Below are 20,676 nucleotides of genomic sequence, written 5' to 3'. Positions count from 1 at the left end.
ATCCATAAGATAATGCATTTCAGTATAGATCGTAGTAGAAGTATGATCATTAAAAAATAAAAAAATATAAACAGATGAAACAGACTTTGTCGGGCTACTGTGATCATTGAAAAACCCGTCTGCCGAACAGGCAGGCAATAAATATAAACACATGAAAACTATAAACAAGGGTTGATGTGGCTTTACTTATAATTTTTTTATCGCCCTTAATTGCGGAAATCGGTTGTTGAAATTGTTTCTTTACAACATAGGCCTTCAATCGTTTATGATGTTCTCCGCTTCTATCTTTTTGTCATTAATAAAGTCGTATAGGGTTAACTTTCTCAAGGTATAGTAATCTGTCCAGAAATTTTGCAAAGAATTGAGATATTCAAGTTCTGCTTTGTCTTTTTCCTGTTGTGCCAGATTGAGATCCGTTATGGTGATTTTTCCTAGAATATACCGTTCTTTGGTAATTTGATATCGTTTTATGGCGATCGCTTTCGCTTTTTCCGATGTGGCAAGAAAATCCCTTTTGCTGGACCAATTTAATATATGTAAGTAAATTTCCTGTTCGAAGGCCTGTTGCTCCTGCTTAATATTTGTTTCTACCAAACCTAAATCGGCCTCTCCCATTTTTCTTCTGGATTTGGATACCCCCCAATCGAAAATGGGAATACCGAGCGATACGGAAACATTTTGTTGTCTATCGTAGTCTTGGAAGAGGGCGTCATAGTCATCAGCACGTTTGTTTAATCCAAAATTGGCATTGACATTGATCTCCAATCTATTGGTACCTTTTATTTCTGCAAGGTTTCTTTCGGCTTCCAAACGTCTCCTTCTAAATTCTATAACGGATTTTCTGTTATGGGTAGCTTCATCCAGGGCGGTCTCCACACTTACCTCAAAATCTACCAAATTCTCAGGAATAAATAATTCCAAATCCTCCGTTTCCAACTCCAGATAGCGAGCCATATTTTGTGAAGTCCGTTTAAGGGAGATGGTATTGGTAGTGACTTCATTTTTTGAATTTAGATGCCCAAGTTCCATTTGTAGCAATTCATTCTCGGCTATTTTTCCAATTTCAAACCTGCCTTTGGCAATCTGTAGCAGGGTATCTTGGGTTGCCAAATTATTCTGGGAATTTTTTAATCTCATTTGAGCCGTTAAAAGGCTAAAATAACGTTGACAGCTGCTTAAGGAAATATCTTCCATGCGCTCTATGAATTCACGTTTGGATTCCTCGTACCTTAAAGGTTCTATTTGCCTGTCCCATTTATATGGGTTGAAGAAGAGGGAATTCTGATAGTAATTTAAGGAAAATGGCGTTAGCGAATAATTAGTGGATTCTATATCACCGTAGCGATCCACGCGTTGTATTTGGGAAATTAGGGAAAAATCCCCTCCAGTAAAAGGTACCTGCTGGGTAATGGCAAGTCGGCCATCGATTCTCGACTGATTTTGACTTACAAAAATATCCTGACCTTCGTCATTGGTAATCCTTTGGATGGAATTGGAGTAATCCGGTACCGTAGCTATTAATCTAAATTGGGGCAGAAATTCTGCCATATAGGTTCTGTATCTCCAATAGCTGGCCTGGGATTGGTTAAGGACCGCCTGGTATTCAGGGGAGTTTTTTTTTGCCATTTCTATGGCTTCGGTTAGTGTTAGCTTTTTGGACTGTCCCAGGACAACAAGGTTTGAACATAGGAATAACAACACAATGTATTTTTTCATTTTGTACTATTTTGATTGATAAAATAGAGGGAGGGTAATTGTTATTGATATTAACTGGAAAATATTTCTATTCACGTCTTATAGCTTCAATTGGATTTTTATTGGCCGCTGATTTCGCAGGCAGCACTCCAAAAGCCAGCCCTATGAACGTGGCTACAAAAAAGGATAAAATAATGGAGTTCAAAGAAAGGATGGTTTCTATGCCGGTTGCCAGTTCCAATCCATACGCCGCTACAATACCCAATATAATTCCTATTATACCTCCGCCAAGACTTATGAGGACGGACTCTGACAAAAATTGTAGAATTACATCTTGTTTTGTGGCACCAATGGCCCTCATGATGCCTATTTCCTTTGTGCGTTCCAGTACCGAGGCCAACATAATATTCATGATACCGATACCCCCTATGAGTAGGGATATGCCGGCAATAATGCTAAGTACAATATTGAATATCTGTTTCGTCTTCTGTTGCTGTTTTAGAAGCTGTATGGGGATTGTAATCTCAAAATCCAACACCTCGTTATGTTTTCTTTTTAGAAGTTTGCTCAAGACCTCTGCGGTCGATTTAAGTTCATTGGAATTATTTACTTGGACGGTTAATTTATCCAATTGATGGTAATTGCCCCTAGGTATCCGCTTTTTGGGGCCATTATCGGCACCACTGATTATGATCATGCCCCCACCACTAAAATCGAGGGGTTCATCGGATATAATCTTTCTATCCTTATATCTAACCAAAAAGGTCTTTACGGGAACATAAATATCCTGATTCAAATCCCTGATGCCCAAGTCTTCCTGTGCTTTTTCCGAAATAAGTTTTTCTTCGATTATTCCGATTACCTGAAGCCAAACATCCTTTACCTTTATTTGCTTGCCAATGGCACTCTCCCCCGGAAACAATTTTTTTTCCACTTTCTCTCCTATAATACAGACCGAAGCCCCATTTAAAGCATGTTGTTCCGAGAAGTGGCTGCCTTTTCCTATGTGAATATTGGAGGTTTCAAAAAAGGAATTGGTGACCCCTATTAATTTCACCGAATTTTGCCTTCCCTTATTGATAACATAAGTTTCCAGAATTATTTCTGGACTAACGGCTTTTATTGTGGGAATATTATTTACAATACTCGCTACATCCAAGAGATCCAAGCCTTTTGAAAATCGGGTAGTTTCCTGTGCACCCTCTTCTTCTTCACTGGTATTTTCATCTTCTTCGTCAGGTATTGGCGTTACTACAATGTTGTTGACACCAACCAGTTCCAGTTGGGCCAAAATTTCCTTTTCGGCCCCGTTACCAATGGCGAGCATTGTAATGACGGCCGCAACACCAAAAATGATTCCCAAAGCGGTTAGAAAAGTCCTGACCTTGTTGATCGTTACCACGCGTATGGCTTCCCTGAAATTAGAGACGACCTGTTCTAGAAGTATCTTGTCTATCATGCATTTAATTTAAAGACAGAATACCTTTTTCATCCAGTCCTTCAGGTTTGCTCAGATATACAACTTCCTTCTCATTTAAACCTTTCTTAACAATTACTACATCCAAGTTGGATTCTCCCATCTCAATTTCCTTTTTATCGATGGACAGGCCGGACTTGGCATACACAAAACTTATGGAATCTTTGGTGAATACTGCTTCCAAGGGTACCATAAGGACCTCTTCCTCTTTGTGAATGAGTATTCTATTGGAAGTGGTCATTCCCGGTCTGACATTTTCATTATTTTCGTCAAAGTTTACCAGTACCTGAAAAAGTTTGATATCGGATCCTCTCTTTTCTTCCCCAACATTGGCCACGCTGGTGATAGTTCCTTTTACGGTTACATCGGGAAAGGCATCGAAACCAATAATGACCGGAAGATCCTTCTTGATCTTTCTAATATCAACTTCATTGGCGTAGGTCTTGGATTCCATTTTGGTTAGGTCGGGCAGGGTAGCAATTGCAGGGTCCCACATACTTATGGACGATCCGACCTTTCTTTTGGAGCCATCCCAATTTTTGGCATAAGTTACCATTCCGTTGGCATCGGAATGGATGGTGAAGGATTTTTGAAGATTTCTGAGTTCCTCCAGCATTTTACTAATTTTGGAGACTTCTGTTCCCACCTCCACCATTTTGGCCATGGCTTTCTGTTCCTTAATTTTATAATCCTCGGTTTTTTCCTTTAAGTCCCGTTCTAGGCGTTCAATATTTATTTCCAATTTTTTAATTGTGGCAGGAGGCTCGTAAATAGACTGTTTAAGCTCCAGTTTATTTTCTTGTATATCAAATAACAAATCTTTTATTGCGGTCCTTTCCTGTTTCAAGGTCAGGGTTGTGTCCAATTGTTCCTGTGTGTATTTGGACTGGGCAGTTTCCAAGTTCAATTGTGCGTCCAAAATCTGTTCGTTCACCTCGGAAGGATCCAAGCGGCCTACATAATCGCCCTCTTTAACCAATGAGCCTTCAGGAATAAGATCTTGAATCTTTACATCCCGAAGTTTGAATTTTCGAATGTCATCCGGGCCATTAATTTTTTTCAAGCTGGTAGATTGGGCCTCTCCTGAAATAATGACCTCATTTACAAAATCGCCCTTTACCACTTTGGTTGTAATGGCTATATCCTCATCTTCAGTGTTCCCGAACAAGGTATAACCTACAAGGATAAGAACAATGGGGATACCGAATAGGAGCAGTTTTTTTTTATTCATTATTAGGTGGTTTTAGTTAAGGGGGGGAAATCAAATTTAAGCTAGTACCTAAATAATCAACTATAAATTTTGTTATTGTTTTCTTAATTAATTAGTAAAAATTAAACAACGGCATTGGTTATTACGTTTTTTATTGAAATTTTATGTTAAATATTTAATATTATTATCAATAATCATACCATTGCTCAACCTTACTGTGGTCCTATCGTATCTTACTATGCCATCATAACATCTATCAATTAATCAATGCTTTATCATCAATGGTTTTTAGTAATTTAGAGGTAACATTTAAAAGAGATATTATGGAGTTAAATAGTATAGGTTTGGATATTTCCAAATCAAAATCCTTAAGTAAGGATTTAAATCAATTATTGGCCGATTTTCAACGATACTATCAGAACCTCAGGGGAATCCACTGGAATATAAAGGGGAAAAGGTTTTTTGACCTTCATGTGAAATTTGAGGAGCTGTATACCGATGCCAACTTGAAAGTGGATGAAATAGCGGAACGGATCTTAACTTTGGGAGGAGTTCCGCTACACACCTTTGAGGATTATATCGAGAATTCCAAGGTGCCTGTTGGGAAAAATATAACCAAGGATGAGGATGCCATCAGACTTATTGTAGATTCCCTGTCCCAACTATTGATTATTGAAAGGAATATTCTGGAGGCTTCGGACAAGGCCGCTGATGAGGGCACCAATGCTATGATGAGCGAGTTTATTACCCAGCAAGAAAAAACGGTCTGGATGATGAAAGCATGGTTGGCAGAGGAAATATAAGTTAAAGGGTCCTCATCCGATACGTTGTACGCTCTGCGCAGAGTTAGTTCATGTACGGGTGTGACTACCTTATTTCTGCATTTTTAAATAATAGTCCGCGGAATGTTTGCCCGAACCATAAAACATAAAGAACACACATACCAATAAAATAATGGTAGCCAAGATGAGGTTTCGGGTGTTCATTTCCCCTAAAAAATTTACCAGTACGGCACCAATTAAAATTGGTAATTGTGCCACAACGGCCCATCGGGTCAATAAGCCTATTACCAATAGAAAGCCCCCTACAAAATGTGCGGGTGCTACATAGTGCATAATCAGCATACCTCCCGGCATGTTTTGGAAGGGTTTGATAATTTCCGCCATTTGTTGATGGTTGGACATAAAATCCACCCCTTTCATAAACAGAAAAACTCCCAAGGCAACCCTTATTAAATCCAAGGGATAATAAGTATGTGCATTGGCCCATTTGTTTAAAGATTTAATTGTTGCCATAATTGTTTTATTTAAAATTACTTGGTCTATAGTTTAAGTCCGCATTGATATTAGCATATTTGATAATAGGTAATGGAGTTTATAATCTCGATCTCCCTAGAAAAATCGATTACACGCTTGCCCGACTACTTCGTTCAGGCGGGCTGGCCCGAGAATAATCGAATTTTCGGCCATTTCGTTGATCTCCTACCCCTACAGGGAGCCGAAAATGTCCAATAGCAAGGGATTTAATAGAATTATTATTCTTAACTAGGGCTATCAGCTGTTCTAAGATACTCATTTTTAGTGAAATATAAAAAGGTTTAAAGCTTTCTATTTATACCTTAGTAGGGCTTCGGGCATCCCTACAGATTTTGCTTTACAATAACAGTTCATACTTTTTGCCTTCATATCCGAGTGCATGACTTGGATTTTGAACCATCCCAGCTCTCCTCTGCAACGGACAAGAGGAAAAAGGGAGCCTTATGCCCAGAACGGACCCTATCCTAACGGGACTGTTGCCCTAATGTGACTGAGACACCAAGCAGTATTGGGAATATTGGAAGTATAACATGGTGGTTTCGCGTACCGAAGTGGCCGCGTCCCGATAGCGGGGGAGGGGCCTTAGTTTTAAAACACTGGCCACGCTTAGAATATTTTTTGCCTTATTCCCTTTGGTTGCAAGGAATCACTGGCAATCACCTCAAAATCTATTATGCCCAAAACCAGTTCTTCCCTGGTAAGCACCTCTACTTGCCACAAGCCCTCCTTTAAATTGTTCTTGTAGGTGTATCCTCTATAGCCCCCATCCCTTCCGCCGGTAATATCATAACCTATGTCCTCGATAATTTCCCATTCCCGGTTGGCTTCATTATACCATTTCCAACGATGAAATACCGATTTTTTTAAACTGGTCGGCGCAAATATGGACGAAAAAACATAGACATCTTCGTTGGGTTTCTGTATAAATTTCAATCTGTGATCTCTCCAAAATACATACCATTCATCCGTTTCATAGGTCACTATGTAGTTGTTGTTTTCTACCTTTACTTCATGTGCAACAATTCCGTGGCTCAGGGCCAAGGGTACCGGTGGGATAAGCCTGAAAAAGTAGAATAGGTTGATCGTCAGGTAAATGGAAAACACAATTCCAATGAGTTTGCCTATTTGTATTTCAGCTCTTGTACTTGGGCTATATCCATAAATAATAGCGATTAGGACCAAGGTACAGAACAAACTTAAAAGTCCGGAGAATACAAAAATAGTAGGATTCATTTCCTTGGTCAATACAGGGACCATAAAGGTGAAGAAGGTGAAATTGATAAAGAAATATACACTGAACTGTAGGTACTTATTGGATATTCTTTTTTTTAAAATTTCATTCGCAAATAGCAATACAACGAGTATGATAAGAAAGAAAACGGTTTTGGACATGGAGACGCTCCGGGAATAATAAATAACATAGGCACTGGAAAGTCCGCCAAAGAAAAATTGGATGGCCAAAGGATAATATTCCTTAACCCTATCAAGTAGGGTGTTTTTCCATTTACCATCATCAGCAAGGTTATAGAGGTACAAGGTAATGGTCAAAGAGATCATGTGAAGACAGAGTACGCTTAGGTCATATAACCTGTCTATGCGCCCTAAGGTAAGGGTGTCAAATATAAATCCGCCGATGAAAAATAGGATGGGGGCATATTTTTCATGTTTTCTTATAAATCTCCGTAACGAGCTGTTCCTAAAAGATTCCAAGCTTCTTTTCATCTCATGGTTAAGTGCATAAAAATATAGCCATAGAGGCCATTGCCATGATCTGTATCGGCAGGTTCTTATACATTGCCGAAACATAATTTCTTGGTATACTCAAGGAGTATTTATTTTCCACCGTACAACTTATAAACTTCCGAACCGGCACTTAGAAAGGCCCCAGTGCCATATACTTCGGTCTTGTCTGCCCATGCCTTCCCGGGTGCCGCCCCAATAGGCTGTACGTAGCCCAACATCCCTTCATTGGTAACATGACCTACTAGGGTGTTCCACCCCTTTTTGACCGCAGGGGTATAAGCGGCCCTATCCAAAATTCCTTGGTTTATGCCCCAGGCCAGACCGTATACATTAAATGCGGTTCCACTGGTTTCCGGAGTAGGGTAAAATTTCTGCCCCAACAAACTCATGGCCCAGTGACCTTCGGGCGTTTGGATGTCTAAAAGTTTGGCCGCCATTTTTTTGTAAATATTCAGGAAATATTTGTATTCCTTGCTTTGCGGGTCTAATTCGTTCATGATATTTACGAGTCCGGCAAACACCCAACCGTTGCCCCTTGCCCAAAATATTTTTGTACCGTTATCCAATTTTCCCATGTAACTTTCGTCCCTATAGTATAGGTTTTCCTTTTTATCGAACAGGAAATTTGTGGTGGCCTTGAATTCCGCCATCATAAAATCGAGATATTTTTTTTCACCTGTAATATTGTACAACTTAGCCCATACAGGGGGTGACATGAACAAGGCATCGCACCAGTTCCAGCGGTCTTGGTGATAGGGGGTTTTCCAATGAAGGGAGCTTTGTGAAGGGTGGTACATGATAAAATTAAACTGTTCCTTGGTGGGTTCTATCATTTCCTTTTCCTGATACTTTCTATATAAGTCAATATACAATTGGCCAACGGTATGATCATCGGCATGGTATTTTCTATAGTGCAATTGCCATTTATGATTATGTCCAATATCTTTAAGCCACTCATAATATTTATCACTATCGGCCATGGCGGCCCATTTGACCATCCCTACGTACAACGCGCCATTGGTCCAGTCCAAGGGGTGGTGAGGCTTATCATGGCCACTATATAAGCCTTGGTAATGGTCTATTTGCCAGTTGGCCACCTTCTCCATAAGATGGATGACTTCGGCCGGCTTTATATCCTGGGCTTGGGCAAGGCCAGTAAACGCATATACTAAAAACGATAAAAAAATGGCTGTTTTTTTCATGGATTGGTGATTGGTTAATTTAATATAGTTATTCATTAGTGTGTTATACTGCTAATATAAAGTATTTATTTTTTCCAATTTTGAAGTCGGTCCAGATATAAATAGGATTCCACGAATTTCCTATGATCCGTACTGGTCATTTCTTCCAATAAAAGTAAAGCGGATATATAACTGGCAAGATTTCCATTGGATGAATAGAACTTTCCATCGGCCACAAAAGAGACCAAATTGTCGTCCTGTACCTTAAGGTTGGGATAATCTTTTTGAAGTTGCTCGCCACCACCTATCCAGGTAACAATTTTGTGGCCATCCGCAATACCCGATTTTCCTATCAATTGCGCCCCGGCGCAATTACTCACCATATATTTTACCTCCTTATTTTTTTTCCTTATGAAGTTCACAATTTCAGGATTGTGGACCTGGGCATACATGTCATAGGCACTTGGAACGAATAGCGCCTCCAGTTCGGGGCAATTTTGAAAGGTATAATCCGGTACAAATTTCATTCCTTCTTCCGTAATAATCGGATTTTCGGATTCGGCAATGGTAATGACATTGAAAAGGGGTATTCCGTCCTTATCGGGTTTTGCAAAAACATCCGAAGATGCTATAACTTCACTTTGCAAAACCCCATTATACATTAAAAGTCCAATGGTCGGTAATTTCGGATCAAAGATTTTCAGGTGTTTGGTTAGGGTATCGGATTTTGTTTCGATAGGTTCAACACTTTGTACCCCGGTTTTGGCTTTTTCTTTATCGGTCTTACAACTGCTTGCCATTGTGGCCAAAAGTAGTATGGTAACAATTCCATTTTTATTCATGATGTATAATTTGTTTGGGCTAAGTTTGTACATTATAACGAAACATTCGTTTCCTAACCCCTTAGGTATAAAGATAATTTATCGATTTTTATTTAACATCATTTCGACCGGAATTTATAGCTGCAAAACCTTTTGGCACCGGACTCTTAATGGGCCACGGAATCCTCTTAGGCTGTAATTAGGGCTATTTATAGAGTCCATATATTTAATTTAAAAGAAATAGTTTTGCACAGAACTTAAAACTGGAGCACATGAAACGAATCGCAAAAATTTCTGGAATCGCTTATTTAATGATTTTCATTTCAGGTTTTTATGCCAATTTTTCCATACTTGAAAGTTTGGTGGATATCCATAGTCCTGCGGTTACCGTTGCCAATATTATAAATAGTCACTCTCAATTTGGCTATGGCCTGATCGGATTTTTGGTGATGTTGTTTTTTGATGTTGTATTGGTCTGGTCGCTTTTTTATTTGACAAAATCCGTAAGTAGGAAATTATCTTATTTAGCCTCTTTTTTCCGACTGTTACATGCCTTTTTCTTTTGTATAGCTTTGTCCAAATTATGGAAGTCATACCAACTTACCGATAATGCTGAAAACACCAAGGGCCTGGAACGGGAAATAATGCAGCTTGTATCGGATTTTGATTTGGTATGGACCACGGGATTATTGATTTTTGGTCTGCATTTGATTGTACTTGGATTTCTTGGCCTGAAGTCGGCCTATATTCCAAAAATTATTGGCCTGCTATTGCTATTGGCTGCTATGGGTTATCTTTTGGATGGTATGGCAAAGCTCACCTATGAAAATTACTATGCTTATCAATCCTATTTTGAAGTGGGGGTAGTATTGACCGGGGCAATAGGGGAACTCTCATTTACTATTTGGTTGTTGACCAAAGGGTTCGGAAAAGTGGCGAATAATACGGGAATGCATATTTCCGGGTAAAATATTTTTAATTTTGCGGTATGAAGTCATTGGAGCAACAACGACGGGAATTTTCAAAAGGTCCTTTTTTGGCGACTCCTATATCAGGCTTAATAGCCTGGTTGTTGGTAGCTTTATCGGGTATTCTCTTCTCGGATCAGGTCACAGTTTGGGTGCTTTTTATAGCTACAGGAAGTATCGTATATCTGGCATTGTTCATTTCAAAATTTACGGGAGAGCATTTTTTGGAAAAGAGCAAGACCAAGAATACTTTCGATAGTTTATTCTTTTTCTCCGTTGCCCAAGCTGTTATGGGCTATGCCATCGCCATTCCATTTTTTTTGATGGATTATACTTCCTTGCCATTGTCCGTAGGTATTTTGACAGGAACCATGTGGTTGCCTTTTTCATGGATCATTGAACATTGGATAGGTATGGCACACACTATAGTAAGAACGGTAAGCATTGTAGTATTGTGGTACGTTTTTCCGCACTTAAGGTTTGTGGCCATCCCTTTGGCCATTGTAATTATCTATATTGTAACGCTTATTATTCTAAATAATAGAAAAAAGCAGTATTCCTAGGGCAATATAAATTTTCCAACGGACTGTAAAGTGAAAGTTTGAAATAATAAAGGGTTAAGGGGGAATGGATAGAAATAGTATAAGACCAACAAAGAAGCCTTGGCCCACAAAAGCAGCTATGGAACAGGTTTATGCCATGAAACTTTGGGGCGGAGGCACATCGGATTTTTATTCCGGTGAAGGGTCGCACCACCCCGATATTGTAAATCCATATATTGCTGTACTCACTTCGTTCCTGAGCTCGTTTAAGGATCCCATTAGCGTATGTGATTTGGGTTGTGGGGATTTTAATGTAGGAAAGCAATTGGTGGCGCATACCAGAAAGTACATGGCCATAGACATAGCAACGGACCTAATAGCCCATAATAGGGAAAAATTTAAGAAAGGGAATTTGGAATTCCATTGTTTGGATATCTCCCTGGATGATTTGCCAATGGGAGATTGTGCTATTTTAAGACAGGTGTTACAACATTTGTCCAACGCTGAAGTACAGGGCGTAGTAAGTAAATTATACCATTTTAAATATGTTGTTTTAACGGAACATGTACCTGAAGGGGATTTTGTACCCAATAAGGATATTATTTCCGGGCAGGGAATTAGGTTAAAAAAACAAAGTGGTCTATATCTATTGGCCCCGCCATTTAATCTGAAGATCAAGGAAGAAAAACAATTATTGTCCCAGATTGCACCTAATGGTAAAGGGATCCTGGTAACTACACTTTATAATTTTTTTTAGGATAGCAATTTGTTTGTCCATGGTAGGTGAACAGCTTTATCCATACCGCAATAATCTTTTCCAACTACAATAATTTACCATTACATTATTTATTGTTGTTAAACCATTGGACAATGGAAGGCATATTCCGTTCAAAACCACCTGGAACAAAAAAGTTCAATATTCCTGTTTTTTTGTTGGTTTCATTTTTAAAATCGTGAATGGTTTTGGCGGGAATCCTGATAAATGTGCCTTTTTCCGCGTTTATCCATTTATCTCCAATAAGTATGGAAGTTGTTCCTTCAATAACATAAAAAACCTCATCATTGTCTTCATGGTTATGTGCACCGGGTCCATCGGAGTTCGGTTCCAACCACCATTCCGAAATACTGTATTTTTCGTTGGTTTCGTTTTCGTCTGCCTTAAAAATTGCCGTCATTGTCCCACAATTGTAGGTTCTTCCTTGTCCTTCTGCCAATATTAATGGGTCTTTATGATTGTTCTTATGTTCCATATTGATGGGTTGATTTGATAATTTAATAATGTATCAATGTACCAAATAATTTAATTTGATAATGAAAAAGTGTTGACATTAGCCTGCCTTAGTCGGCAGACACAGGGTTTACGGGGAGGATGAGGGCACGAGCGTGACGTTCGCGCCAACGGGTAAGTGTACTAATTAATCAATTTGAAAATGGAATAGTGTGGACATAAGCCTACCTTGGTCGGACATATACAGGCTTGACGCTCTCGCCAACAGTTGAGAGTGAATATAATAGGTGCCAATTAGTGTTTTAACTAGGAATTGTTCCCCCTCCTTGGGAGGGGGTTAGGGGGAGGACTTAAGGAAGGACAGGGGTACCAATGTATCAATGGGTCAATTTGATAATTAATCAATTTGATAATGGGTCCATTAGATAAATTGAACCTTGAACTTTATAACTTTCAACTTTTTGACATATTTCAGGCAAGGGGGAATGCCCAAAAAGCACTATAAGCCGTATTTTTAGGTTTATTACGGTTTTGGTTCTGACAGCTTGTCATATTTTTTGTCATGGCACAATCATTGACTTAATAGACTCGAGTGCTAAAAAGAATTTTCAACACAGTAAATATATAAACATGAGTAAAATTATTGGAATAGATTTAGGAACAACGAACTCTTGCGTTTCGGTTATGGAGGGTAACGAGGCTGTTGTAATCCCAAACGCAGAAGGTAAGAGAACTACTCCATCTGTCATTGCTTTTGTAGAGGGTGGCGAGATAAAGGTTGGGGATCCTGCCAAAAGACAGGCCGTTACGAATCCGAACAAAACCATTTATTCCATAAAACGTTTTATGGGAAATAAATTCTCCGAATCCAGCAAGGAAGCCGAAAGGGTACCCTATAAAGTGGTAAAAGGAGATAATGATACCCCAAGGGTAGATATAGATGGGCGTTTGTATTCCCCTCAGGAACTTTCGGCAATGATCCTTCAGAAAATGAAGAAAACGGCCGAAGATTATTTGGGACAGACAGTTACAAGAGCGGTAATTACCGTGCCCGCCTACTTTAACGATGCTCAAAGACAGGCCACCAAGGAGGCCGGTGAAATTGCCGGACTTACCGTGGAAAGAATTATAAACGAGCCCACTGCCGCCTCTTTGGCCTATGGAATGGACAAAAAGGATACGGACCAGAAAATAGTGGTTTTCGATTTTGGTGGAGGAACACACGATGTTTCCATCCTGGAACTGGGCGACGGTGTTTTTGAAGTATTGGCCACAGATGGGGATACCCACTTGGGTGGTGATGATGTGGATCAAAAAATAATTGATTGGTTGGCCGATGAGTTCAACAAGGAAGAAGGGATAGACCTACGTAAGGATGCCATGGCATTGCAACGGTTGAGAGAAGCTGCGGAAAAGGCAAAAATTGAGTTGTCATCTTCTGCACAGACCGAGATAAACCTGCCATACGTTACCGCAACGGCCTCTGGACCCAAGCATTTGGTGCGTTCCTTGACCAAAGCCAAGTTTGAGCAATTGATAGATGATTTGGTTAAACGTACCATTGAGCCTTGTGCCACCGCCTTAAAAGCGGCCGGGTTAAGCAAGAGCGATATTGATGAGATTATTTTGGTGGGTGGTTCTACCAGGATTCCTGCCGTACAGGATGCGGTTGAGAAATTCTTTGGCAAGAAGCCTTCCAAAGGAGTAAACCCGGATGAGGTGGTGGCCGTAGGTGCCGCTATTCAGGGTGGAGTATTGACCGGGGATGTAAAAGATGTTCTTTTATTGGACGTTACACCGCTTTCTTTAGGTATTGAAACTATGGGTAGCGTAATGACCAAATTGATCGAGGCCAACACCACTATCCCTACCAAGAAATCGCAGGTCTTCTCCACTGCGGCTGACAATCAGCCATCCGTAGAGATCCATGTATTGCAGGGAGAGCGCCCAATGGCAAAAGATAACAAGACCATAGGTCGTTTCCATTTGGATGGTATTCCACCGGCACAAAGAGGAACACCACAGATCGAAGTTACCTTTGATATCGATGCCAATGGTATTATAAAAGTATCGGCTACCGATAAGGCAACTAATAAAACGCAGGATATTAGAATTGAAGCTTCTTCAGGATTAACGGAGGAAGAGATCAAGAAGATGAAGGCAGAAGCGGAAGCCAATGCAGAAGCGGATAAGGTAGCCAAGGAAACTGCCGATAAATTGAACGAAGCGGATGGAATGATCTTCCAGACCGAGAAGCAATTGACCGAGTTTGGCGATAAATTGTCCGCGGATAAGAAGAAACCGATCGAAGATGCCTTGGCAGATCTTAAAAAGGCCCATGAAGCCAAAGATTTGGCCTTGATAACTCCAGCTTTGGATAAGATCAACGAGGCTTGGAAAGTAGCTTCCGAGGAAATGTACAAGGCACAGGCCGAAGCACAACAAGGTGCTCCTGCAGGAGGTGCTGATACTGCATCTTCCAACGGAGAGGCCAAAGAAGCCGATAATGTTGAGGACGTAGATTTCGAGGAAGTGAAATAAGTACTTCCCTTACTATAAACAAACCCCCATCAAGCAATTGGTGGGGGTTTTGTGTTTTGGGCCCCTCCCGATAACTAGATTCTAGATACTAGAGATGTTAGAATTGAGATACTTAGACCCTAAACCTTCAACTTTCAAAATTTCAACTTTTTATAGCTTTGAACATTGAACTTTCACTGGCTACTGCTACTGCCCACTGAAAACTATCCAATCTCAATACTCCATACTGATTACTGCCAACCGTTTGTTTACTGTTCACTGCTACCTGAGGTCTCGACTCCCCTTGACCGGACAATTGTGTATTTTGAACCTTGAACCACAACCTCTGCCGACTGTCACTGCCCACTGTAGACCAATTAATCTCATCGCTCAATACTGATTACTGCCAACTGCCTTACGTCTACTTCCCACTCCCGTAACCGTAACCATAGCCATAGTTATAGCCTTTGGCCTTGCCATTGCCCACTCCGTTGACCACATAGGCCATGTTTTTAAGTTTTTTGGTTTTATACAGGTTTTTGGAGGACTCCAAGAGTCGCTTGTCCGTAAGGCCGGCACGAGTTACAAATAGGGTAGCATCGGCATATTTGGAGATCAAAAGCGTATCCGAGACCAACATGGTGGGTGCGGTATCCACTACAATATAATCGAATTCCTTTTTGGCGGCGGTGATAAACTTTTCAAAAGCGGAACTGGACAAGAGTTGCGGCGAATTGGAGGATATGGCCCCTCCAAAGAAAATGTGCAGCGTAGGTTGGTCCGCACCACTGGGTACCAGGCAATCTTTCCAATTCATATCGGGATCCTTTAGGTAGTCCGACAGGCCTTTATGATTGACACTGATGTTGTAGAAATTATGCAATTGCGGATTGCGCAGATCGGCCCCTATAAGCAGGACTTTTTTGTTAAGGCCGGCATAGGCCAGGGACAGGTTGTGCGCCATAAGGGTCTTTCCTTCTCCCTTAATGGAGGAGGTGACCATGACTACATGCCCCAACCCTTTATCATTTTCTTCCAAAAGGAAATTAATATTGGTACCCAACATCCGGAACGATTCTGCCATAATGGAGCGGTCGTTCAGTTCCAATTTCTTGTTTACCTCCTTAAAGAAAGGAATTTCCGCTACTACGGGGATATCCGCGGTCAGCTTTTCTATATCGTTACGATTATGGATCTTGGTATCCAGTGTAAATCTTATATATAGTACGGCAAATGGCAAAAACATGCCTGCAATCAGGGAAAGGGCATAAACGATCATCTTCTTTGGCGAAACAGGGATACTATTGGTCAGCCCATAATCTACGATCTTTACGGAGGGTGCGGTAACTGCATAGCTTATAGCGGCTTCTTCACGTTTCTGAAGTAATAGGAGAAATAGGTTTTCTTTAATACTCTGCTGCCGTTCTATGGAACGCAGCATTTTTTCCTTTTCCGGCAAACGGGCATATTGGGAACCCGCCCTACTTTCTTCTTCCTTCACCTGCTGAAGCGAGTTTTTTAACTGTGTTTCGTAAATATTCACGGATTTAATAATATTTACCTTGGCACGCTCCAATTGCTCGTTAAGGGCAACCAGGGTAGGGTGTTCCCTACCAACGTTTTGCAACAATTTTTCCCGGTCCAGGGATAATTGATTATAATCGCTTACCAATGTATTTAGACTCGTATTTTCCAGGCCAATATTGGCAGGCAATAAACCATAATCGGTCTGATTGATTACGGATTGCTTTAATAGGATGGAAATAGAGATTTGATTATCCAATTTATTTGCCTCGGCCTCTGTTTCGGATTTTTTCTGCAGGCTTGCCCCCGCATCCGCCTCTATATAGGAGAGGTTGTTGGACCTTTTAAAGCTTTCCTTCCCCCCTTCAATGGAATCCAGTTCCTGGGTGAGGTATATAAAACGTTCGTCTATAAAGTCGAGGGTACGTTTGGATACCAATTGCCTGTCCAAGATCCCATCCCGATTAAATTTTTCGATCAAGGTATTTATAATAGCCTCATTTTTATCAATATTTCCACCATTTATGGATAAGGATAAAATTTCACTGCTTTTACTGGTAGCCTGTACCTGTATATCCTTTATTAATTGAAATATTACTTGTTTTATAGGGTTTAGGACCACCCTAAAGTTGATACCCTCGTAAAACTTCGGGTCTATGCCCTTCCGCAACTTTATGGTAAAGGGGAGGCCCGCTGATGTGGAGTCTGGCTCCCGCAAATTGGGGGTAAAGACCTGTTGATTGGCATCGGTAATTTGTAGTCCCTGGGCATTCATGGTAATTTCATAAGCCATGGGACTTTGCAGACTATCGGCGGCAATCTGCTTTTCCACAATAAAGGGCGCCACCCATAGCTGGGAAGATTTTACCTTACCTACCTCGTAATAGGCAATGTCCAAATGATGCTCGTCCACCACTTGTTTTAGAATGCGGTACGACTTTAAAACCTCTATTTCATTTTCCAGGTTTATTTTATTGTTCCTACTCAAAAGGGCAATGGCATCGGATGCTATATCGGTCTCTTTGGTATCATCTATGATTTTGATTTTTGCTACCGTGTTGTAGGTTACCTGGGCATAACGGATATAAATGTACCCAATACCTATGCATACAATGGTTGTTAGGAGGAACCATGGCCAATACCTAAGGTATTTCTTGATATTCTCTATTAGTGTTTTGGATTCATCCTCCTCCAGTCGCTCTATATTATTAGGGAATTCTTTCATCTTGTATATTCATATTTAAAACCCCGTACCGGAGTCAATAAGCCTTTGCAAATATCTTTAATAATTTCCGCTATTGGGTCAAATTTGCTTATTATGAAAGCTTTTATTTATTAGTTATCCGAGTTTTTACGTAATACTTTTTAAATCCGTTTAAGGACCATAAATTTAATAAGTAAAAAGACCTTATCAAACTAAGTTTTTCTACATCCCTATACACCTTCCAAACATAGGGAATAAGTTTTAACTTACTTCTAGAGACGGAATTCTTTCTCATCCTGTATATTGCCATTGGTTGGGGTATGCCATGCGCATAATCAATTTTTTTAAGAAGGGCCAGCCATAGACCCCAATCCTGTCTTTTTTTTAATTCCGGCATATAATGCTTACCTATACGCCTGATATCAATAAAAGCAGTAAGGCAGGAAATGGGACAGGATTTTAGAACATCATTGTATGAGACCTTTTTAGGAACAATAAAATCACTTATTAATGGATTTAAGTCTTCATCCTTTCTTTCATAGGAAGCAAAAACGAATTCATAATTGTTGTCCAAACAGGTGTTAAGGGATGTTTCCAAGAAATTTGGGAACCAAAGATCGTCACTATCCAAAAAGGTAATGAAATGGCCTTTGGCTGCTGAAATACCCTTATTTCTTGTTATTGCTGGACCCGATTTTTCCAAATTCTTGATTAGTTTAAAACGGGAATCACTTTCTACTATTTTTTCAATTATTTCTATGGAGCTATCCACAGAACAATCGTCTATTAAAATCATTTCCCAATTAGTATAGGTTTGTTGAAAGACCGTACCTATTGTTGCTTCGATAAATTGGGCCGAGTTATGTACAGGGGTAATGATACTGATTAAATGTTTTTCCATTATCCTATAGTAGTTATAAAGTCGTTGAGTTTTTCTTCCATGTTGTGAAGGTCCCTGCCATAGTAAATATTAAAATCGATATCGTTCTTAAAATATTTATTCAACTCCATTTCCAAAATATATTGGGAATCGTCCTTATTCTGTTCTATATAAATTTCTATCACACCCTTAATATGTTGTCTTGCTTGATAATTTAGGGTAATTCCATGTTCTGTGGACAAGTTTTTAATGACATTGTAGATCATCCTCCCCGGAAATTCCTGAGTTTTCCCTATTATTTTTACGCCTACCCGTCCGGCAATATTTAAAATAACAGGGTGGGCCCTGCCACAGCTACATTTAAAATCGGTATCGGCCAGTTCTACCATATCACCTAACCTATACCTAATGATGGGAAAGGATTTGGATAACAAATTGGTCACTAAGATTTCTCCATCCTCTTCTTCTACAATAACATGTTCCATGGCAATATGCATATTTCCTTCCGGGCATTCAAAGGCAATAAGTCCGGATTCTGCGGAGCCATATTCGCTTAAAATTTTTAATCCAAAAGCTTTTTGGACCTCTTCCTGATAAGAGTCGAATACCATTTCAGAGGTGCCTTTTATCATTTTAAGGTCATGATCAATCTTTAATCCCGATCTATTTACCAGCTTGGCCACTTCATAGATCATGGAGGAATATCCGTGCAGATATTTAGCTCCTTTTAGATTCTTGGCGAAATTTTTAATTTCCTCTGGACAATAGGAAAATATTCTAAATCTGTTCTGTAGCCGATCCAGCCATTTAATTTTTAAAGTCTGTTTTGGTTCTATGTTATAGCCCCATAAATATCCATTTTTATCAGCGGGGTGTACCCCATACCAGCTGTAGCCCCTAAACATGGCTGCCCGGTTTCTGGAGTCCCATTCCTCATTTTTTAGGAACGCCAAGGACTCTCCGGTGGTTCCTGAAGTTAAAGCGCTAAACATTCTTTTAAAGGGGTAATTGGTATGGATTAGTCTGTTATACTTTATTAGGGTCATCTTGGTGATAGTGGGCAGCTGTTTTAATTGTTCCAAATCCTTAAATTCTGAAGGTTTAAAATTGAAGTCGTCAAAGGTAGTTTGGTAAAAGGCCGAATGTTCATATACAAATTCCAAGAATTCCTTGCATTTTAATAACTGATATTCCAACAATTGTTCCTTAGACCAAGTATCCGACTTTAATAAAAAAGTAAGATGTTTGGTCAAAGATGGATTTCTCCTCCATATGCCCAGTTGGTATAAGCTTTTGATTATCATAACTTAATTCTCATTTGTTGTTTTAGGAAACCATGTTGGATAATAAAACCTCCCAAGCTTTATCGCTGCTAAATTCATAACTTTTGGCTCGTGCGCCTTGTTTTAAGGAATCTATTATATCGGGCTTTTTAATGAGTTCTATTACCTTGTTTAAAAAAGCATTTTTATCATCAAAATCAACGACTGCCCCTGAAGTGTTGTCTATAAACTCATTGGCGTAAAGCCAATTACTGGCAATTACAGGTAATCCGGAGATATAGGCATCCAGAATAGATCCGGGAAAACCTTCGGTATAATATTGGGTAGGAAACAACATCATATCATATTGGGAAAGTACCGGGTAAATGTCATTGGGCTGCAGAATTCCGGTGTATGCAATGTTATCGGAAGCAGTTATAAGTAGTTTGTTAAATTCTTCTTTATATTCTTCAAATATGGGTCCATAAATGTCAATGATTACATTTTCAAAGTTCAATTCTTTTAATCTTTGGTTTAGTTTAAATAAGGTTTCCACGCCTTTTAAGGGATGTACCCTGGCCATAAACACTAATTTTATGGGATGTCCAATGGCTCTTTGGACCGGCACAAAGTTGGTATCCCTAAAATTATTTAGGCGGGTTACCTTTTTAAAGCCATAATGGGATTCCAAATATTGGCATAAGGCATCCGTCTCTGGATATATATGATGTACCTTGGATATCATAAAACGATAAATAGGCTTGTTTTGTAAATACTCACCTAGCCATCCACCTACAACTACGAAATGAATTTTTGTAGAAAAGAGTTTGGATAAAATAAATACAAACGGAAATATATAGGTCAAGTTTTTGGTAGCCGGAAGGTAGAAAAGTTCATTGGTCTTGATTACATGATACAAGCCTTGGAACAAACCCAATTTATTTGCACTTAAAGAGTCTGTGTCAAAAAAGGCCACTTCAGAAAAATATTGTCTTTCCTTGCTTTTTAGTAATTGGTATACATTTCTTGTCTTTACGGTTTGCCCACATAAATTATGTGTGCTATAATTAAAATTGCCAAAAACTAAAATCTTTTGTTTTTCCAT

At 39.6% G+C, this 20,676-nt stretch carries 18 protein-coding genes; 5 read left to right on the top strand and 13 right to left on the bottom strand.

From position 1 onward, the window contains the following. Positions 1 to 255: 255 nt before the first annotated feature. The 3 genes from D0S24_RS07050 to D0S24_RS07040 all read right to left on the bottom strand — a co-directional run bounded on the left by D0S24_RS07050 (position 256) and on the right by D0S24_RS07040 (position 4,403). Positions 256 to 1,716, bottom strand: coding sequence for a TolC family protein (locus D0S24_RS07050; RefSeq protein WP_117019132.1), 1,461 nt, complete (start codon positions 1,714 to 1,716; stop codon positions 256 to 258). Between the two features lie 67 nt (positions 1,717 to 1,783). Beyond that, on the bottom strand, positions 1,784 to 3,154 hold the full coding sequence (locus D0S24_RS07045; RefSeq protein ID WP_117019131.1) for an ABC transporter permease: 1,371 nt from the start codon (positions 3,152 to 3,154) through the stop codon (positions 1,784 to 1,786). 4 nt (positions 3,155 to 3,158) lie between these two features. Continuing rightward, complete coding sequence (locus D0S24_RS07040; protein WP_117019130.1) at positions 3,159 to 4,403, bottom strand: efflux RND transporter periplasmic adaptor subunit; 1,245 nt, start codon at positions 4,401 to 4,403, stop codon at positions 3,159 to 3,161. 302 nt (positions 4,404 to 4,705) lie between these two features. On the opposite strand from D0S24_RS07040, the gene D0S24_RS07035 reads away from it, so the two are divergent. Further along, positions 4,706 to 5,185: a Dps family protein gene (locus D0S24_RS07035; protein ID WP_117019354.1), complete on the top strand. Its 480-nt coding sequence runs from the start codon at positions 4,706 to 4,708 to the stop codon at positions 5,183 to 5,185. Positions 5,186 to 5,254: 69 nt separating this feature from the next. Here the strand turns inward: D0S24_RS07035 and D0S24_RS07030 are convergent, their stop codons facing one another. The 4 genes from D0S24_RS07030 to D0S24_RS07015 all read right to left on the bottom strand — a co-directional run bounded on the left by D0S24_RS07030 (position 5,255) and on the right by D0S24_RS07015 (position 9,464). Further along, positions 5,255 to 5,677: a DoxX family protein gene (locus D0S24_RS07030; RefSeq protein WP_117019129.1), complete on the bottom strand. Its 423-nt coding sequence runs from the start codon at positions 5,675 to 5,677 to the stop codon at positions 5,255 to 5,257. 627 nt (positions 5,678 to 6,304) lie between these two features. Then, the gene (locus tag D0S24_RS07025; RefSeq protein WP_117019128.1) at positions 6,305 to 7,420 is read right to left on the bottom strand and encodes a DUF2914 domain-containing protein; all 1,116 of its coding nucleotides are present in this window, start codon (positions 7,418 to 7,420) and stop codon (positions 6,305 to 6,307) included. 110 nt (positions 7,421 to 7,530) lie between these two features. Beyond that, positions 7,531 to 8,643, bottom strand: coding sequence for a glycoside hydrolase family 105 protein (locus tag D0S24_RS07020; protein ID WP_117019353.1), 1,113 nt, complete (start codon positions 8,641 to 8,643; stop codon positions 7,531 to 7,533). Positions 8,644 to 8,708: 65 nt separating this feature from the next. Further along, the gene (locus D0S24_RS07015) at positions 8,709 to 9,464 is read right to left on the bottom strand and encodes a DJ-1/PfpI family protein (protein WP_117019352.1); all 756 of its coding nucleotides are present in this window, start codon (positions 9,462 to 9,464) and stop codon (positions 8,709 to 8,711) included. A gap of 251 nt (positions 9,465 to 9,715) precedes the next feature. Here D0S24_RS07015 and D0S24_RS07010 point away from each other — a divergent pair, with 251 nt between their 5' ends. The 3 genes from D0S24_RS07010 (at position 9,716) to D0S24_RS07000 (ending at position 11,710) form a co-directional block, all read left to right on the top strand. After that, the gene (locus tag D0S24_RS07010) at positions 9,716 to 10,411 is read left to right on the top strand and encodes a DUF4386 domain-containing protein (protein WP_117019127.1); all 696 of its coding nucleotides are present in this window, start codon (positions 9,716 to 9,718) and stop codon (positions 10,409 to 10,411) included. Between the two features lie 20 nt (positions 10,412 to 10,431). Beyond that, the gene (locus tag D0S24_RS07005; protein WP_117019126.1) at positions 10,432 to 10,974 is read left to right on the top strand and encodes a DUF7010 family protein; all 543 of its coding nucleotides are present in this window, start codon (positions 10,432 to 10,434) and stop codon (positions 10,972 to 10,974) included. 64 nt (positions 10,975 to 11,038) lie between these two features. Then, a complete protein-coding gene (locus tag D0S24_RS07000) occupies positions 11,039 to 11,710 on the top strand; it encodes a class I SAM-dependent methyltransferase (RefSeq protein WP_117019125.1) in 672 nt (223 codons plus the stop codon). A gap of 85 nt (positions 11,711 to 11,795) precedes the next feature. Here the strand turns inward: D0S24_RS07000 and D0S24_RS06995 are convergent, their stop codons facing one another. Beyond that, positions 11,796 to 12,203, bottom strand: a complete 408-nt coding sequence (locus D0S24_RS06995) for a cupin domain-containing protein (protein WP_117019124.1) — start codon at positions 12,201 to 12,203, stop codon at positions 11,796 to 11,798. Between the two features lie 608 nt (positions 12,204 to 12,811). On the opposite strand from D0S24_RS06995, the gene dnaK reads away from it, so the two are divergent. After that, a complete protein-coding gene (dnaK, locus tag D0S24_RS06990; RefSeq protein ID WP_117019123.1) occupies positions 12,812 to 14,722 on the top strand; it encodes a molecular chaperone DnaK in 1,911 nt (636 codons plus the stop codon). 142 nt (positions 14,723 to 14,864) lie between these two features. Here dnaK and D0S24_RS20915 read toward each other — a convergent pair whose 3' ends face one another. The 5 genes from D0S24_RS20915 to D0S24_RS06970 all read right to left on the bottom strand — a co-directional run bounded on the left by D0S24_RS20915 (position 14,865) and on the right by D0S24_RS06970 (position 20,676). After that, the gene (locus D0S24_RS20915) at positions 14,865 to 15,095 is read right to left on the bottom strand and encodes a hypothetical protein (protein WP_147321434.1); all 231 of its coding nucleotides are present in this window, start codon (positions 15,093 to 15,095) and stop codon (positions 14,865 to 14,867) included. A gap of 27 nt (positions 15,096 to 15,122) precedes the next feature. After that, a complete protein-coding gene (locus tag D0S24_RS06985; RefSeq protein ID WP_117019122.1) occupies positions 15,123 to 17,450 on the bottom strand; it encodes a tyrosine-protein kinase family protein in 2,328 nt (775 codons plus the stop codon). A gap of 103 nt (positions 17,451 to 17,553) precedes the next feature. Further along, entirely contained in the window at positions 17,554 to 18,330 is a 777-nt protein-coding gene (locus D0S24_RS06980) for a glycosyltransferase family 2 protein (protein ID WP_117019121.1), read from the bottom strand. Next, positions 18,330 to 19,613, bottom strand: coding sequence for a phenylacetate--CoA ligase family protein (locus tag D0S24_RS06975; RefSeq protein ID WP_117019120.1), 1,284 nt, complete (start codon positions 19,611 to 19,613; stop codon positions 18,330 to 18,332). The genes D0S24_RS06980 and D0S24_RS06975 overlap by 1 nt, the downstream gene beginning before the upstream one ends. Before the next feature lie 22 nt (positions 19,614 to 19,635). Then, positions 19,636 to 20,676 carry a glycosyltransferase family 4 protein gene (locus D0S24_RS06970; RefSeq protein WP_117019119.1) on the bottom strand — a complete coding sequence of 347 codons (1,041 nt, stop codon included), beginning with the start codon at positions 20,674 to 20,676 and terminating at the stop codon, positions 19,636 to 19,638.

The sequence above is a fragment of the Arenibacter sp. P308M17 genome, assembly GCF_003426735.1.
In the GTDB taxonomy this organism is placed as follows: Bacteria; Bacteroidota; Bacteroidia; order Flavobacteriales; family Flavobacteriaceae; genus Arenibacter.
This window is presented reverse-complemented; position numbering and strand designations above follow the sequence as displayed.

Coding starts and splice junctions, on each gene's coding strand:
- D0S24_RS07050 (WP_117019132.1), bottom strand. CDS start 1,716: ATGAAAAAATACATTGTGTTGTTATTCCTATGTTCAAACCTTGTTGTC.
- D0S24_RS07045 (WP_117019131.1), bottom strand. CDS start 3,154: ATGATAGACAAGATACTTCTAGAACAGGTCGTCTCTAATTTCAGGGAA.
- D0S24_RS07040 (WP_117019130.1), bottom strand. CDS start 4,403: ATGAATAAAAAAAAACTGCTCCTATTCGGTATCCCCATTGTTCTTATC.
- D0S24_RS07035 (WP_117019354.1), top strand. CDS start 4,706: ATGGAGTTAAATAGTATAGGTTTGGATATTTCCAAATCAAAATCCTTA.
- D0S24_RS07030 (WP_117019129.1), bottom strand. CDS start 5,677: ATGGCAACAATTAAATCTTTAAACAAATGGGCCAATGCACATACTTAT.
- D0S24_RS07025 (WP_117019128.1), bottom strand. CDS start 7,420: ATGAAAAGAAGCTTGGAATCTTTTAGGAACAGCTCGTTACGGAGATTT.
- D0S24_RS07020 (WP_117019353.1), bottom strand. CDS start 8,643: ATGAAAAAAACAGCCATTTTTTTATCGTTTTTAGTATATGCGTTTACT.
- D0S24_RS07015 (WP_117019352.1), bottom strand. CDS start 9,464: ATGAATAAAAATGGAATTGTTACCATACTACTTTTGGCCACAATGGCA.
- D0S24_RS07010 (WP_117019127.1), top strand. CDS start 9,716: ATGAAACGAATCGCAAAAATTTCTGGAATCGCTTATTTAATGATTTTC.
- D0S24_RS07005 (WP_117019126.1), top strand. CDS start 10,432: ATGAAGTCATTGGAGCAACAACGACGGGAATTTTCAAAAGGTCCTTTT.
- D0S24_RS07000 (WP_117019125.1), top strand. CDS start 11,039: ATGGATAGAAATAGTATAAGACCAACAAAGAAGCCTTGGCCCACAAAA.
- D0S24_RS06995 (WP_117019124.1), bottom strand. CDS start 12,203: ATGGAACATAAGAACAATCATAAAGACCCATTAATATTGGCAGAAGGA.
- dnaK (WP_117019123.1), top strand. CDS start 12,812: ATGAGTAAAATTATTGGAATAGATTTAGGAACAACGAACTCTTGCGTT.
- D0S24_RS06985 (WP_117019122.1), bottom strand. CDS start 17,450: ATGAAAGAATTCCCTAATAATATAGAGCGACTGGAGGAGGATGAATCC.
- D0S24_RS06980 (WP_117019121.1), bottom strand. CDS start 18,330: ATGGAAAAACATTTAATCAGTATCATTACCCCTGTACATAACTCGGCC.
- D0S24_RS06975 (WP_117019120.1), bottom strand. CDS start 19,613: ATGATAATCAAAAGCTTATACCAACTGGGCATATGGAGGAGAAATCCA.
- D0S24_RS06970 (WP_117019119.1), bottom strand. CDS start 20,676: ATGGAAAAACAAAAGATTTTAGTTTTTGGCAATTTTAATTATAGCACA.